The 16,447-nt window shown below is 43.5% G+C and carries 10 protein-coding genes; 9 read left to right on the plus strand and 1 reads right to left on the minus strand.

Features of this window, described 5'->3' with window-relative positions; genetic code table 11:
• Window positions 1-52 precede the first annotated feature (52 nt).
• Entirely contained in the window at window positions 53-517 is a 465-nt protein-coding gene (greA, locus tag BQ8005_RS13670; RefSeq protein WP_075319250.1) for a transcription elongation factor GreA, read from the plus strand.
• Window positions 518-573: 56 nt separating this feature from the next.
• On the plus strand, window positions 574-966 hold the full coding sequence (locus tag BQ8005_RS13675) for an HIT family protein (protein ID WP_075318442.1): 393 nt from the start codon (window positions 574-576) through the stop codon (window positions 964-966).
• Between the two features lie 81 nt (window positions 967-1,047).
• On the opposite strand, the gene BQ8005_RS13680 is transcribed toward BQ8005_RS13675, so the two are convergent.
• On the minus strand, window positions 1,048-2,001 hold the full coding sequence (locus BQ8005_RS13680; protein WP_021848300.1) for a Rossmann-fold NAD(P)-binding domain-containing protein: 954 nt from the start codon (window positions 1,999-2,001) through the stop codon (window positions 1,048-1,050).
• Window positions 2,002-2,156: 155 nt separating this feature from the next.
• On the opposite strand from BQ8005_RS13680, the gene BQ8005_RS13685 reads away from it, so the two are divergent.
• From BQ8005_RS13685 to BQ8005_RS13715, 7 genes are all read left to right on the plus strand, one after another.
• A complete protein-coding gene (locus BQ8005_RS13685) occupies window positions 2,157-2,657 on the plus strand; it encodes an RNA polymerase sigma-70 factor (protein ID WP_234984052.1) in 501 nt (166 codons plus the stop codon).
• Window positions 2,658-3,060: 403 nt separating this feature from the next.
• Window positions 3,061-4,254 (plus strand): FecR domain-containing protein, encoded by a 1,194-nt coding sequence (locus tag BQ8005_RS13690; RefSeq protein ID WP_075319252.1) that lies wholly within the window; start codon window positions 3,061-3,063, stop codon window positions 4,252-4,254.
• Window positions 4,255-4,670: 416 nt separating this feature from the next.
• Window positions 4,671-7,712: a SusC/RagA family TonB-linked outer membrane protein gene (locus BQ8005_RS13695; RefSeq protein WP_234984053.1), complete on the plus strand. Its 3,042-nt coding sequence runs from the start codon at window positions 4,671-4,673 to the stop codon at window positions 7,710-7,712.
• 27 nt (window positions 7,713-7,739) lie between these two features.
• The gene (locus tag BQ8005_RS13700; RefSeq protein ID WP_075319256.1) at window positions 7,740-9,536 is read left to right on the plus strand and encodes a RagB/SusD family nutrient uptake outer membrane protein; all 1,797 of its coding nucleotides are present in this window, start codon (window positions 7,740-7,742) and stop codon (window positions 9,534-9,536) included.
• Between the two features lie 105 nt (window positions 9,537-9,641).
• A complete protein-coding gene (locus tag BQ8005_RS13705) occupies window positions 9,642-10,499 on the plus strand; it encodes a discoidin domain-containing protein (RefSeq protein ID WP_075318444.1) in 858 nt (285 codons plus the stop codon).
• A gap of 103 nt (window positions 10,500-10,602) precedes the next feature.
• The gene (locus tag BQ8005_RS13710; protein WP_075318445.1) at window positions 10,603-12,390 is read left to right on the plus strand and encodes a right-handed parallel beta-helix repeat-containing protein; all 1,788 of its coding nucleotides are present in this window, start codon (window positions 10,603-10,605) and stop codon (window positions 12,388-12,390) included.
• A 47-nt stretch (window positions 12,391-12,437) separates the two neighbouring features.
• Window positions 12,438-16,292, plus strand: coding sequence for a TIM-barrel domain-containing protein (locus BQ8005_RS13715; protein ID WP_075318446.1), 3,855 nt, complete (start codon window positions 12,438-12,440; stop codon window positions 16,290-16,292).
• Window positions 16,293-16,447: the final 155 nt, after the last annotated feature.

A 16,447-nucleotide genomic window follows, 5' to 3' on the forward strand; every position in this document is an offset into this window, starting at 1 on the left:
ATTCTTTTTTGTTTATAATATATCAATTAAGAATAATAAGGAGGAAAAAATTATGGCTTATATGTCAGAAGAAGGCTACAACAAGTTGTTGGCTGAATTGAAACAGCTGGAAGCAGTGGAACGTCCCAAGGTGGTGGCTGCCATTGCTGAAGCACGCGACAAGGGAGACTTGTCCGAAAATGCAGAGTATGATGCAGCTAAGGAAGCACAAGGATTGCTCGAGATGAAAATCAGTAAGCTGAAAGCGGTGATTGCCGATGCTAAGATCATCGACGAGTCTAAGCTGAAGACCGACTCTGTACAGATCCTGAACAAGGTGGAGTTGAAGAACGTGAAGAACGGCATGAAGATGACCTATACCATCGTGTCGGAGAGCGAAGCCAATCTGAAGGAAGGCAAGATTTCAGTCAATACCCCCATTGCACAAGGTTTGCTTGGCAAGAAGGTGGGTGAGAAAGCACAGATCAAAGTGCCACAAGGCATGATTGAGCTGGAAATATTGAACATATCATTTTAAACAGTAAGGCAGGCCATGTGTTGTGGCTTGCCTTGTTTTTTTAATATATTATCGTTATGGCAACCATATTCAGTAGAATTGTAGCAGGCGAAATTCCCTGTTATAAAGTTGCGGAGGACGAGCAATTCTTCGCATTTTTGGACATCAATCCGTTGGTAAAAGGACATACGTTGGTCATTCCGAAACGTGAGGTAGACTACATCTTTGATTTGAAAGATGAAGAACTGGCCGCTATGCACGTTTTTGCCAAGAAGGTAGCACTGGCTATCGGAAAGGCTTTTCCTTGTAAGAAGGTTGGAATGGCTGTCTTGGGTTTGGAAGTGCCTCATGCTCATATTCATCTGATTCCGATGCAGAGCGAGAAAGATATGCTTTTCTCCAACCCCAAGTTGCAGCTTTCTGCTGAAGAGTTTGCAGAAGTGGCCGAAGCGATTCGCAACGCGTTCTGACAATCCCCTCCTCCTCATAGATAAAATAAAGGGACGGCCTATCAGGCCGTCCCTTTATTTTATTGAATGTTATTTAAAGTTTTATAGGCTTTCTAACAGGCGCTTCAGTACGACGGTCGCTGAAATTTCGCGGTTGGCCGCTTCAGGAATAACGATGCTTTGCGGGCTTTCGATGACATCGTCCGTCACAATCATGTTGCGGCGTACAGGCAGGCAATGCATGAAATAAGCGTTGTTGGTAACGGCCATCTGGCGGTCGCTTACTGTCCATGCACGGTCTTTGCTCAGAATTTGTCCATAATTGTCGCCAGAGTAGGCTGCCCAGTTCTTGGCATAGACAAAATCGGCGCCTTCGAAGGCTTTCATTTGATCATATTCTACACGAGCGTTGCCTACGAATTTCGGATCCAGTTCATAGCCTTCAGGGTGGGTGATGACAAACTCATAATCAGTTGCATTCATCCATTCAGCAAAAGAATTTGGAACAGCTTGTGGCAGGGGACGTGGATGGGGAGCCCAGCTCATTACGACTTTGGGTCGTTCCTTCTTTTTGTATTCTTCAATAGTGATGAGGTCGGCAAAGCTCTGCAAGGGGTGTCGGGTTGCTGCTTCCATCGAGAATACTGGACGGCCTGAGTATTGGATGAACTGATTCAATATTACTTCGTTGTAGTCGTAGTCTCTGTTTTCGAAACGTGCAAAGGAACGGACACCGATGATGTCACAATAACAGCCCATTACAGGGATAGCCTCCAGCAGGTGTTCTGGTTTATCACCATCCATGATGACGCCACGTTCAGTTTCCAGCTTCCATGCGCCTTGATTAATATCGAGTACGATAACATTCATTCCCAAATTCAGGGCCGCTTTTTGTGTGCTTAAACGGGTACGTAAACTGGAGTTGAAGAAAATCATCATCAACGTCTTGTTGCGTCCTAATTCTACGTATTTAAACCGATCTTTTTTGATCTCGAACGCTTCGGCAAGTGCAGTTTTCAGATTACCGATATCCTGCACGCAGGTAAAATTCTTCATAACGACTTACTTTTTTAAATATATAATTGATAGCAAAGATAGTGAAATGTATCGGGTTTTGAATGAAGATGTCTGTTTTTTAGTATCTTTGTCGAATGTTATCGGGTCGTTAAAAAAAGAAGGAAGCCTTGTTTATGCATAGTCATAGTAGCCATATGGATGAACGTTTGCTTAAACGTCTTTTTGAAGCATATTCCAATGATTTGCTTTACTATGCTCAGTATCTTGTTCGCTCTAGAGAAGAAGCGGAAGAGATTGTAAGCGATGTTTTCTTTGAAGTATGGCAGCATCGTGACAGGTTCTCTGAGGTGAAAAACGAGAAGGCATGGTTGTTGAAGGTAACTCATAACAAGGTAGTGTCCTGGTTGCGGAAAAATGGAAATGGTCAGGTGCTTGTGCCATGGGATGAAGTAGGCGACTATGGTACGCTTGTTGATTTGCAGACTCCTGATTCACGGATCATTAGTCGGGAGGAAATATCTCGTATTAACCAGGTCGTAAATCAGCTTCCTCCCCGTTGCCGGCAAGTCTTTGTGTTGGCCAAAATCGAAAAGCTTCCATATAAAGAGATTGCCGAAGTATTGGGTATCTCTGTGAAAACGATCAATATTCATGTAGCCAAAGCGCTTGAATTTATTTCCTCTGTCTTGAAGTGAGATGGCGTCAATGAGGGTAGTTGCGTCTCTCAAGTTGATGTTTAGCACGCCAATGTAGGTGTTTAGCGTGCTGAAGTAGATGTTTATGTTGAAGAAAAGCACCCTTTTGTCCTGCTTAAAACAGTGCTTTCTTTTGTCTAAAGCATCGTTTTTTCTCTGCTTGCGCGATTGCATTGTTCAACTTGAATAGGTGGCGTGAAGGAAGAAACTTTTTTTGTTTTTATCGTTCACTCTTTCACAAGCTGTTATCTTGCTGATTTTTAGTAAGAAACGGTGAAAGATCTTCTTTCACCGTGAAAGAAGATCGGCTTGTTTGAAATAAAAAACAAACTTTTTTTAAAAAAAAGACGAAACCTATAGGAGATTTTTTCGGAAACAGCGTCTTGTTTTATATAATTCGATGATGAAAGACGACAAAAAAGAACATAATAATAAGTATGAAAAGTTAGCGTCCTTTCTGGAAGACCCACAGGACCTGACCAATATGAATGAGGCTTCTTCCGACGATGAGGTCCGTAAGCTCTTGTTCATGTGGAATGAATGCCAGCCGGCTGCAACTGATTCGTCAGAGGTTTGGGAAAAGACGCTGCAACGGATCAGGCAGGCTCAAGCACAGGAAGCCGAAAGTCGTAGAAGACATCTCTCGCTTGCTTGGAGATGGGTGGCGGCCGCTTCGGTTGTCCTCTGTGTCGGCTTGGGTTCGCTTTGGTTCTCGAAAACGGAAGTTACGGTGGACGAACGAAGCCGTATGGAGCAGATGCTGCTGGCTCAGGTCGATACGGGCGAAGTGAAGGAAGTGACCCTTGTGGTTTCCGACCGTAAGAAAGTGGAGCTGGCCAATAATGCCAAAGTGGCTTATAATGCCTCCGGTCAGGTCAGTGTCAATTCGGTGAAACTGAAGGAACCGTCCGTACAGAAAGAAGAAGCCTCGGCACAAACCTCTTCTGAGGAAGCTATGGAATATAACCAGCTGATTGTGCCCAAGGGACGTCGCTCTATGATTGTATTGGCTGACAACAGCAAGATGTGGATTAACTCCGGCAGTAAGGTGATCTATCCACGTGCTTTCAAGGGTGACAGACGTGAGATTTTTGTGGAAGGGGAAGTTTATCTGAAAGTGAGTCGTGACGAATCGAAGCCTTTCATTGTAAATACTTCAGCTTTCGATGTGGAAGTGTTGGGCACTTCTTTTAATGTGTCAGCCTATAAAGGCGATGCGCATGCTTCTGTGGTGTTGGTTGAGGGTGCGGTTGATGTGAAAGATGCAGCGGATAAGCATGTTCTGATGCAACCGAATGAGCGGGTACAGTTGGATGAGGCTGGTGAGTTGAAAAAGGAAACAGTAAATGCTCTCGATTATATCCATTGGGTAGATGGAGTTTGGATCTTGAATGGTAAACCTTTGAAAGAAGTGCTTGCTTATTTGAGTGAATATTATGGACAGAAGATTGTTTGTGATCCATCTATTGCCGATGAGGCATTTTATGGTAAATTATTTTTGAATGAAGAATTGAAGAAAGTGTTAGAATCAATTTGGCAAACCTTGCCTGAGGACTTAGGTGCCTCGAGAGAGTCTATCTATGTACAGGTGAATTGATTACCAGGTTGTGAATAATAATGTTGATCTTAAAATATATGTCTATGAAATAGAAAGAATTTGTGTTGTAAAAAAAGAGGGTCGGACAATACTCCCAATATTGCCCGACCAGAAATGATTTTAATTATTCCATTTTTAGTAACCAAAATCAGTACGAAAGTATGAAAAAGAAAACGACTTTTGGTCGGATGAAGGGAATTTTTTTCTCTCTTTATCTATTAATTAGTGTTTTTTTATTGACGGAGGGTGCTTTGGTCCCTCTACATGCCGCTGATACTCGCGGAAGTAACAAACAAGCTGTAGCAATAACTCAGACGCTGAAAGAGTTGTTTAGCTACATTGAGAAAAACAGCAATCTTGTCATTCTTTATTCCAAGGGACTTTTATCCGAATTGGATAAAAAAGTTTCCATTAATATGAATGGTAAGAAAGCCGAGGAAATCTTGAAGGAACTGGCAGATGCTGCCAATCTGGAGATTAAAATTAGTGATCGTCAGGTGACGGTGATGAAGAAAGCTCCGATTGTACAACAAGGCAACAACATCAAGGTGACCGGACAGGTTTTCGATGACATGGGTGAAACAGTTCCTGGCGCTAACGTGACCGTTAAAGGTAACACTTCTATCGGAACGGTAACCGACTTGGATGGTAATTTTACCTTGGAAGTTCCTAAAGGTACAACCTTGGTGGTTTCTTTTATCGGATATGCCAATTATGAATATGTCGTACAGAGCTCCGACAAGGTGACCATTAAACTGTCGGCCGATTCAGAAGCGCTGGATGAAGTGGTCGTGGTAGGTTACGGTATGCAGCGCAAGAGCTCTATCACCGGTTCTATTTCTTCCATCAAGGCAGAAAAACTCAAAGACGTCACTACTCCGAGTGTAGCCAATATGCTGCAAGGTAAAGTGGCCGGTGCTGTTGTCGCTCCTACTTCCGGTCGTCCGGGTGAGGGCGTAAGCATCCGTGTGCGTGGTATCGGTTCTATCCGTGGTAATGTGGAGCCTTTGTGGGTAATCGACGGTGTGGTTGGTGCCTCTTCTGCCGACCTGAACCCGAATGATATCGAAACCATTTCTATCCTGAAGGACGGTTCTGCTACGGCTTTGTACGGTTCTCGTGGTGCCAATGGTGTTATCCAGGTAACTACCAAGCGTGCTACGACTGGTACCTCTCAGATTGATTTGTCTGCCAAGTTTGGTGTGTCGCAGTTGCAGAAAGGTAACTTGGAAATGATGTCGGGTGCCGAGTATTATGATTATGTATATACAGCTTATAAGAATGCTGGCACATTGGATTCGCAAGGTTGGCTGCAACCCTATTTGCGCGATCGTAACTTCGACTGGTGGGACCTGGCTACTCAGAATGCTTTGACGCAAAACTATAACATCGGCTATCGTTATGGCAATGACAAAATCAAGTCGTATGTGTCCGGTGACTACTATACGGAAGAAGGTACCATCAAGGGATTTGATTACGACCGCTTCACGTTCCGTTCGAATACGGATTATATTGTGAACGACCGCTTGACCTTGAAGGCCAAAGTGGCTGCAAGTTATAAGGAAACATTCAGCCAGGAATATTCATTGGCGCACACCAGCTATACTCCGTGGGATACTCCGTGGGATTCGCAAGGTAATCTGAAGGATGGTAGTCAGGGTGTACCGACTGCAGATGCTGCTCCTACCGCCAACCCGGATGACTACTGGTATTCCGATGGTGGTTCAAACTTCTTGTATGATCGTCATCTGAATTGGGGAAAAAGCCGCAGTAATGGAATCGACTTGGGTGTCGGTTTTGATTTCAAGATCATTGACGGATTGACTTTTGAATCGAATAATCGTATCGGTTTCAATAATAGTTATTCCAGCTCTTATGTAGATCCCAATAGCCGTTCTGGTGCAGGTACGGATGGATCTTATTATGATGGTGAGTCCAATACACGTTCCATCTATACCAGCCAGTTGCTGCGTTTCTTGAAGACTTTTGGTGAAAAGCATGAAATCAATGCTTATTTGGGTTATGACTACGATGAATACCGCTATTGGGATTTGGCTGCCACAGCTTATAAGATTTTCTCGGGTGCCGAGATTATCAATGCGGGTGCTGAGGATCCTACAGCCAGTGGTACCAAATCGGAATCGAAAAATGCCGCTATCTATCTGAATGTCAACTATTCGTTCGACAGCAAGTATCTCATTCAAGGTATGATTCGTCGTGACGGTTCTTCAAAGTTCGGTAGCGACAAACGTTGGGCTACCTTCTGGTCGGTGGGTGCCGGTTGGAATATGCACAAGGAAGAATTTATCAGCCAGTTTGAGTGGATCAATGAATTGAAGCCCCGTGTTTCTTACGGTATCAGCGGTAACCAACCGGGTGGCGCTTACGAATGGGCTACCATCTTCGGTTACACTTCTCAGTATGCCAATGAAATCGCATTCTTGTCCAACTATCAGGGAAATCCTGATTTGTCTTGGGAGGAAACGGCCAACTTCGACGCCGGTATTGATATCCGCCTGTTCGACCGTGTAAACATTACATTCGACTATTACTTGAAGAAGGTGAAGAACCTGATTTATCTGCGTCACTTGTCCGCCGTAACAGGCTTTAACCGCCAGACGGCCAACAACGGTAAGATGGAAAACTCGGGTGTGGAACTGACCATTACGCCTGAAATCATCCGTACCAAGGATTGGTACTGGGACATCAGCTTCAATATGGGATATAACCGTAACGAAGTGACCTATTTGCCAGATGGAAATGACCTTACGATGCAGGCGGTAGCTATGGGCTATCCTTATATGAACTGGTATATGAAGGAATGGGCCGGTGTAGACACTATGACTGGTACTCCGTTGTGGTTCAAGGTGGATCCAGAAACAGGTGAAAAGACAGTGACGGGCAATTACAATGAGGCTACTAATGTATTACTGGATGCTTCTCCGACGCCGAAAGTGAACGGTGGTCTGAGTACGAACCTGAGTTGGAAAGGCTTGTCGCTGAATGCCAACTTTACGTTCAGTGCCGGTGCCAAGATATACAACGGTATGCGTGCCGGTGCGCTCGATCGTGACGCCGAACGTCCTTCACAGCCGGCTATGAAGCTGGCTGACGGTTGGAGCCGTTGGGAGAAACCGGGTGACATTGCTACGCATCCGCAGTTGATAGCCGGTGGTAATAACGGCGCTTCCAATACTTCTACCCGCTATCTGGAGAATGGTGACTATTTCAAGCTGAAATCGTTGACCCTCTCCTACAGCTTCCCCAAGAAATGGTTGGATCCGTTGAAGATTAAAGGTGCCAACTTGAGTGTAGGTGGAGAAAATCTGTTCACCATTACCAAGTTCTCCGGTCAGGATCCCGAAATTCTGCTTTCTTCTTCCTACAACGGAAGTGCCAGCGGTTTTGGCTATCCTACCGTAAGACGTTTCACCGTAGGATTGAATGTTAACTTCTAAGTAATGATAACCAATAAGATAGAAATTATGAAACTGAAATATACATTAGGTGCCCTGGCTGTTGTCTCTTCATTGGCAAGTTGCAGCTTGGACGTAAATATGTACGAAGGCGTGACGGGTGAAGACGTTACGGCTCGTAATATTGTGGAATTGTCGCAAGGCAGTTACAGCATGTTGAAATACGATGGCGGTTTGATTGATTATGGCTATTACTTTTGGGCTTACGGAGGCGATGACCTTTCTTGGGGTGGTACGTCTACCGATACCAAATTTGATATTTATGATTATAGTCGCAATATTACCAGTTCTGTTACTGAGTATGCTTGGGAGTTAGGTTACCGTACGATCGGTAACTGTAACAAGGTAATCGAAATGGGAGCCGAACTGGGTGAAGATTTGACTGCTGAGGAGAAGGTGATTGTCGGTGAGAATTATTATCTCCGTGCCTTGTGTTATTTCCTGTTGGTCAACGAGTTTGCACAACCCTATTCCAACAATCCGACTCAAAACCCGGGACTTCCTTTGAAGCTGAACAGCGATCCCGATGATTTGCCCCAAAGCCGTTCTACAGTGGCCGAGATTTACGATCAGGTGGTAAAAGACTTACAAGATGCCATCACTTATATGACATTGCCGGCTGGTCTGTCTCCCAAAAACAGTTGTTATGCCACGAAGGAGGCTGCCGAAGCTTTGCTGGCCAGGGTATATCTCTATATGGAAAATTGGGAAGGTGCCTGGGAAATGGCAAATAATGTCATTTCTTCTGGTCGTTTCGAATTGTTGCGTGGCGAAGAATATGCCATCTATTCTCAGCATGTTCCCGAAGAAAATTCGGAAACCATTTTTGCCGTACGCCGTACCAAATTGAAAGATGATGGAGGCTATGGTAAGATGGGAGGTTTGTATATTCATGTTGATAATAGTGGTTGGGAAGAAATGTACGCATCGTCTCCTTATCTGGAGTTGTTGGAACTTTATTTGGATGACAAGGGTTATCCGCAGGATTTGCGTAGCAATTTTATTACCAAGCGATATGTAGAAGATGGTACTAATACCGATATTTATCCGATTACAGGTAATCCTGTAAAGAATTATCAGGATTGGACGTTTGCCTATACCGCCAAACAAGGCAATACCGCCAATTACGAATATCGTCAGATTTCTGTTGAAAAACAGGCTGATGGGACGTATGCCATGAGTGCTGCAGATGCCGCATCGTTCCGAAGCGCTACTATTCAGTCTGAACCTTATAACTTGGGTACCCGATATTATGTAGTAGCATCAGATGGAACAAAATATATTGGTCGCATTGAGCCGCGAGTATATGATGCTAGAACTCTTCGTCAAAAGGAATCTATCTTTTTAGTGTATGCTATTAATAAGTGTTCTTATCAGGAACAATATTATCATTTGTGGTCACCGATAATTTCTCGTTTAGCAGAGATGTATCTGATACGTGCTGAGGCCAATTTGGAAAAGGGAGGCGATACGCAGGCTACGTTGGACGACGTGAATGTGCTCCGTGAGAGAGCTGGTATTCCTGAGTGGACATTGGACAACATAAAGACAGCTGAGAACGGTCAGCCGAAGGATATTCACAAGATCATTGAAGAAGAACGTATGTTGGAGTTTGCTTGGGAAGGTCATCGTCGTTTCGACGTGTTCCGTTGGCGTCAGACGTTGGATCGCAAATATCCAGGCGGACATACGTTGAGACAGGGTGACCGCTATCTGGAGATTCCTTACAATTCTCCGTCGGTATGCGAATATATTCCGCAGGCTCAATATGATGCTTATCCTTATAAACTGGAACAAAATCCCTGATTTTGAAGGATTGTCATGAATATCTACCCGTTTCCTCTATTAAGGGAGGAGCGGGTAGATTCAAAGAAGTCTTTATAACATCATTAAAATAACAGAATTTGTAAAATGAAAAAAATATCATATTTATTATTGTTGCTTTTGGCATTTGTTTATGCCGGATGTGCTGATACGGAGCAGCCTTATGTGGGTTATGTCGTGATTGAACGTGCTGTAGTAGAGGCAGAAGCCAGTTCAACTACTACCATAACTGCTGACACGGATATTGACTCACCCATTGAAATCAAATCGATTGATTTTGGCGAGGGGGTGGACGAATGGTGTACCATTACAACTAAAGGAAAAGAAATTACAGTAACTACTACACAGGCCAATACGGGTTCGAACTATCGTACGGCGACTGTCAATGTGAAATGTGGTTATTGGTTGAAGTCATTCCAAGTGCTGCAGAAATATGCAGGACAGGAATACCTGCAATATGACTGGACTCGCTGGACAGCCACAGGTAACAGTGTCGAGAGCAGTGATGGTGGGGGTTATGCTAGTTTGTTCAGTGAAGATCGTACAACTTATTGGCATAGCCAGTATAATGGTGATGCTCCTTCTTTACCTTATTGGATTGTAGTGGACATGCAGGAAGAATTGGAGATTGCTAAGTTCGATATCGGTAGAAGATATTATGCCGGAAATGGCAACAATTACGGTTCAGTAAAGACTTTAAAGCTGTATGCTAGTACGGATAATGAAAACTTTACTGAGGTTGGAGGCTTTACTTTTACTTTCCCTTGGACCGCTCCTGATGGTACGGTGGTTGAAGGTCCTAATAGTCCGTTGATTCCAGCTTATGAGGAGATTGTTCCTGCAGAACCGGTGAAGGCACGTTATATGAAAATGGAAATTACTGAAACGAACACAGATAACAATGCCTGCCAGATAGCTTATTTTAAGGCATACGAAAAAATTTAAAGCCATAATTTCTTCTACCTTTTTAAAATCTAAGTATCTTTGCAGAGGATGTCTGATAGGTTCAGACATCCTCTTTTTATAATTCTAACTGAATCTAAAGATCATGAATAAACAGAAAGTGCTGTGTTTGTTGTCAGGACTATTGTTAGCCTCTCTTGTCTGTGCACAGGATATAAAAGTGTATGATGTGTCCGATTTTGGTGTAAAAGCCAATAGCTCAAAAAACATGTCGGTTATTTGGCAGAAAATGCTGAAGAAAATTAATGCTGAATATAGAGAAGGTGACAGTATCGTAATTCGTTTTCATCCAGGTACCTATCATTTTCATGAGAAAGGGGCGGCTATAAAGGAATACTATATTTCTAATCATGATCAGGACAATCCGAAAAAGGTTGGCATTTCTCTGGAAGGAATGAAGCATCTGACATTGGATGGTGGTGGAGCTTCATTTGTTTTTCATGGTAGAATGTTGCCGATTTCTCTAGTGCATTCAGAGAATTGTGTTTTAAAGAATTTCAGTATTGATTTTGCAAATCCACATATCGCACAAGTGGAGATTGTGAAGAACGATCAGGAACAAGGGATTACTTTCCGTCCAGCTCCTTGGGTGAAATATCGTATTGCTAAAGATAGTGTCTTTGAAGCCTATGGCGATGGATGGACAGTAAGACATAGTTGGGGAATTCCTTTTGAAAAGGATACAAGACGTATTGTCTACAATGCTGGTGATCGTGGATGCAATACCAAGGGAGCTTCTTTGACATCAGATGGATGTGTGTTGGCACCGAACTGGAAAGACAGTAAACTGGTACCGGGAACGATATTTGTGATGCGTGGATGGGGACGTCCCACTCCGGGTATTTTCCTTTCGCACAATCTTAATACCCGTCTGGAAAATATACAGGTACATTATGCAGAAGGAATGGGCCTGTTGGCCCAAGTATGTGAAAATGTAACGCTCGAGAAATTCCGTGTGTGTCTAAAAGGGGAGGAGGATCCTCGCTATTTTACGACTCAAGCGGATGCTACCCACTTTTCGGGTTGCAAGGGAAAGATCATTTCATGTAACGGGTTGTACGAGGGGATGATGGACGATGCGATCAATGTGCACGGCACTTATTTGAAAGTAATCGGTCGTAAGGATGGCCATACCTTGGTGGGGCGTTATATGCATGACCAGTCTTGGGGCTTTGAATGGGGGCGTACGGGGGACGAAGTACAGTTTATCTGTTCAACGACCATGGAATTGATCGGTACCCCCAATAAAATTACGGCTATCACCCCTTATGATAAGAACTGTATAGAGGGAGCCCGCGAATTTCTGATAAGTTTTGAGAAGCCAGTAGAGGCCGGTATTGATGAAAAGGGAAGCTTTGGCATCGAGAATTTGACCTGGGCTCCAGAAGTCTTATTTTCGGGTAATCTTATTCGCAACAATCGGGCACGTGGTGCTTTGTTCAGCACTCCCCGTGAGACAATTGTCGAGAACAATACATTTGATCATACGTCTGGAACGGCCATTTTGCTTTGTGGGGATTGTAACGGATGGTTTGAGACAGGGGCTTGCCGCAATGTTCAGATACGGAACAATCATTTTATCAATGCATTGACCAGCATGTATCAGTTTACCAATGCTGTAATTTCTATCTATCCGGAGATTCCTGAACTGGAGAAGCAACAAGCTTATTTTCACGGAGGAAAAGAGGGAGGTATCGTGATAGAAAACAATGTATTCGATACGTTTGATGCACCAATCCTCTATGCAAAATCCGTAGATGGTCTTGTCTTTCGGAACAATACGATAAAAACAAATACGGAATATCCTCCTTTCCATTTTAACAGAAACCGCTTTGGGTTGGAAAAGGTGAATCGTGTGTCCATTTCAGAATAAAATAAAATGTGAGTAACTTCTAACTTAAATTATAAAACTCGTATAGCATGAATGGTAATCTTGAGCGTTGGAAAGCGATGCCTTTAGCATTGGCTTTACTATTATTATCTCCTCAGCAGGAGGCTCAAGCTGTGTGTAATGAAAAAAACGGTGTCGAGGCTACACAACAGGCTGCGATACGGATTGTCGGAGCTGTCCAAATCAATCCGACTACGGTAGAAATTCTCTTTTCAAATAATCAGCGCATGACGCTCGATTTTTATGGGGAGAATATTTTCAGAATGTTTCAGGACAATGCGGGAGGTGTCATTCGTGATCCCCAAGCTGAGCCGGAAGCAAAAATTTTGGTGGGCCAGCCACGTAAATCTATTGTAGGATTGAATTTACAAGATGAGCCTGGACAATTGTCGGTGGCTACGGAGAGAATCAAGATCGTGTTTGATAAGAATACGACATTGATGAAGGTAGTCAATTTGGAAAACGGAAAGGTTGTGATTGAAGAAGTGGAGCCTATCGTGTTCGAAAAGGATATGGTTACATTGAAACTGAAAGAGCAATTTGATGAATATTTCTATGGCGGAGGTGTACAGAATGGACGTTTCTCCCATAAAGGACGATCTATTGCCATTGAAAATCAGAATAGTTGGACGGACGGTGGTGTAGCGTCCCCAAATCCTTTTTATTGGTCGACAAACGGTTATGGCATCATGTGGCATACGTTTAAAAAAGGAGTTTATGATTTCGGACGTGAAGTAGCTGGAGTTGTCAAGTTGTCTCATCAAACAGATTATTTGGATCTCTTCGTGATGGTCAATGAGGGGGCTGTACCTTTGTTGAATGATTTTTATCAACTGACAGGAAATCCTGTACTGATACCGAAATTTGGTTTCTATCAGGGACATCTGAATGCTTACAATCGTGACTACTGGAAAGAAGATGAGAATGGCATCTTGTTTGAAGACGGGAAGCGTTATAAGGAAAGTCAAAAAGACAATGGTGGCATCAAGGAATCATTGAATGGCGAAAAGAACAATTATCAGTTCTCGGCTCGTGCGGTGATCGATCGATATAAGAATCATGATATGCCTTTGGGCTGGTTGCTTCCTAATGACGGATATGGTGCCGGTTATGGACAGACAGGTACGCTGGACGGTAATATTCAGAACTTGAAGAGCCTGACAGACTATGCCCACAAGAATGGAGTGGAGATAGGTCTTTGGACCCAGTCGGATTTGCATCCGAAAGAAGGGGTTGAGGCGTTGCTTCAACGTGATATTGTTAAAGAAGTGAGAGATGCAGGTGTGCGCGTACTGAAGACGGATGTCGCTTGGGTAGGTGCCGGTTATTCATTCGGATTGAACGGTATTACGGATGTGGCACAAATCATGCCTTATTATGGCAATAATGCACGTCCTTTCATCATCAGCTTGGACGGTTGGGCTGGTACTCAACGTTATGCAGGGTTATGGTCGGGTGACCAGACTGGTGGTAACTGGGAGTACATCCGTTTCCACATCCCAACCTATATTGGTTCAGGCCTTTCGGGTAATCCTAATATTTCTTCAGATATGGACGGTATTTTCGGTGGAAAGAATTTGGTAGTAAATACCCGTGATTTCCAGTGGAAAACCTTTACTCCTATGCAGCTGAACATGGACGGCTGGGGAGCAAATGAAAAATATCCGCATGCTTTGGGTGAGCCTGCTACTTCTATCAATCGCTGGTACCTGAAGTTAAAGTCGGAATTGATGCCCTATACTTATAGTATAGCACGGGAATCAGTAGATGGCTTGCCTATGATTCGTGCGATGTTCCTTGAATATCCTAATGCTTATACATGGGGTAAGTCTACCCAATACCAATATTTGTATGGTCCTTATTTCTTGGTTGCTCCGATTTATCAGGCTACGAAGGCTGATGGACAGGGTAATGATGTCCGTAATGGAATTTACTTGCCAGAAGGTGAGTGGGTTGACTATTTCTCTGGTGATGTCTATCAGGGTGGCTGTATCATTAATAACTTTGCTTCACCGCTTTGGAAGCTTCCTGTGTTTGTGAAGAAAGGGGCTATTATTCCAATGGCAAATCCGAACAACAATGTGCGTGAGATAGATCAGCATCTGCGTATCTATGAATTGTATCCTTATGGCTATTCATCATTTACAGAGTACGATGACGATGGCGTGTCGGAAGAATATCGTGCGGGTAAATTTACGACTACGTTGATTGAATCGGATGTGAATGAAAAGGGTGAGTTACAGGTAACAATCCATCCTGCACAGGGTGATTTCAAAGGCTTGGTAAAGGAGAAGGCTACTGAATTCCGAATCAATGTCACTGAGAAGCCGAAGAAGATTGTAGCCAATGTTGGTAAAAACAAGATTAAGCTCACTGAAGTCACTTCTTTGGAAGCATTCAAGGCGGGCGAGAATGTGTATTTCTACAATCAGTCTCCTAATTTGAACCAGTTTGCGACGCCAGGCAGTGATTTTGCCAAAGAGGTGATAACAAAGAACCCTCAATTGCTGGTGAAACTGGCTGTTTCGGACATTACGGGCGCTGCCACTACTTTGACGGTGAAAGGTTTTGCCTTTGCTCCTGCTGACAAGTATCGCATTTCGACAGGAACATTGCTTGCTCCTCAGCCACAGATTTCTGATGAAAACACCGAAGCTTATACGTTGAAACCCACATGGGCGAAAGTTGAAAATGCTGATTTCTATGAAATAGAGTTCGATGGTATGTTTTATACTACCATTCGCGAAACCGAACTGCTGTTTGAAGGTCTGAAGGCAGAAACCGCTTATTCTTTCAAAGTACGTGCTGTAAACAAGGAGGGTGTATCTGATTGGGCAGAATGCAGTGCTACCACGAAACAGAACCCGTTGGAATTTGCGATTACAGGTATGATGGGTGAAACCTCTGTACCTAATCAGGGAAATTCGATTCGAAAACTGTTTGATTTTGAAGAAGGTGAGATTTGGCATACGAAGTACAATGAAAAAGCTGTACCGTTCGATTTGATTATTGATTTGCGCTCTATCAATCAGATCGAAAAACTACATTATCTGCCTCGTGACAATGCCGGCAACGGAACGTTGTTGAAAGGAACGATCTATTATAGTATGGATAAGGAGAACTGGACAGAAGCAGGTGCTTTTGATTGGAAGCGTGACAATGAGACGAAGATTTTCAACTTCGGACAGAAGCCGACAGTTCGTTACATCAAGATGAGTGTGACAGAGGCTGTAGGCGACTACGGTTCTGGACGCGAGATCTATGTGTTTAAGGTGCCAGGCACAGAAAGCTATCTGCCGGGCGACATCAACAATGATAAAAAGATTGACGAGAACGACCTGACTTCGTATACCAATTACACAGGTTTGAGAAGAGGTGATTCCGATTTCGAAGGATATATCAGTCGTGGCGACTTGAATGTAAACGGTCTGATCGATGCTTATGATATCTCTGCGGTGGCTACTCGCTTGGAAGGTGGTGCACATGTTCGGAATGTGGAAAAGGTAGAAGGCAATATTACGCTGACCACAGCTAAGCGCTCATATACGAAGGGCGAGACGGTTGAAATCCAGGTAAAAGGTATAGGACTGAAGGCTGTCAATGCTTTGAGTTTTGCTCTTCCTTACAATCCTGCCGATTACGAATTTGTAGGAATTGAGGCAGGTGCCGTCAAGGATATGCATAATATGACGAACGACCGTCTTCATACCAGTGGTGAGAAAGCATTGTATCCGACCTTTGTCAATCTCGGTAATCGTGAGACGCTGGAAGGCGATTGTGACCTGTTTGTCATTAAACTGAAGGCCAATCGAAATGTGAAGTTCGACCTGCAGGCAAAAGATGGTTTCTTGGTAAATAAACGAATGGAGGTCAGAAAGTTCTGAAAAAGAGAGGCATCTTCTTGTTTGATCGACAAGTAATGCCTATCTTTGCAACATGTGAATAAAGGAAGGGGTGTACGTATGTAAAATGGCGTACCCTCTGTCCTCTTGATATAGATACAACATTTTTATTCTTTAACTTTTAAATTAAAACCATT

The sequence above is a fragment of the Bacteroides togonis genome (assembly GCF_900130135.1).
GTDB classification, from domain to species: Bacteria; Bacteroidota; Bacteroidia; order Bacteroidales; family Bacteroidaceae; genus Bacteroides; species Bacteroides pullorum.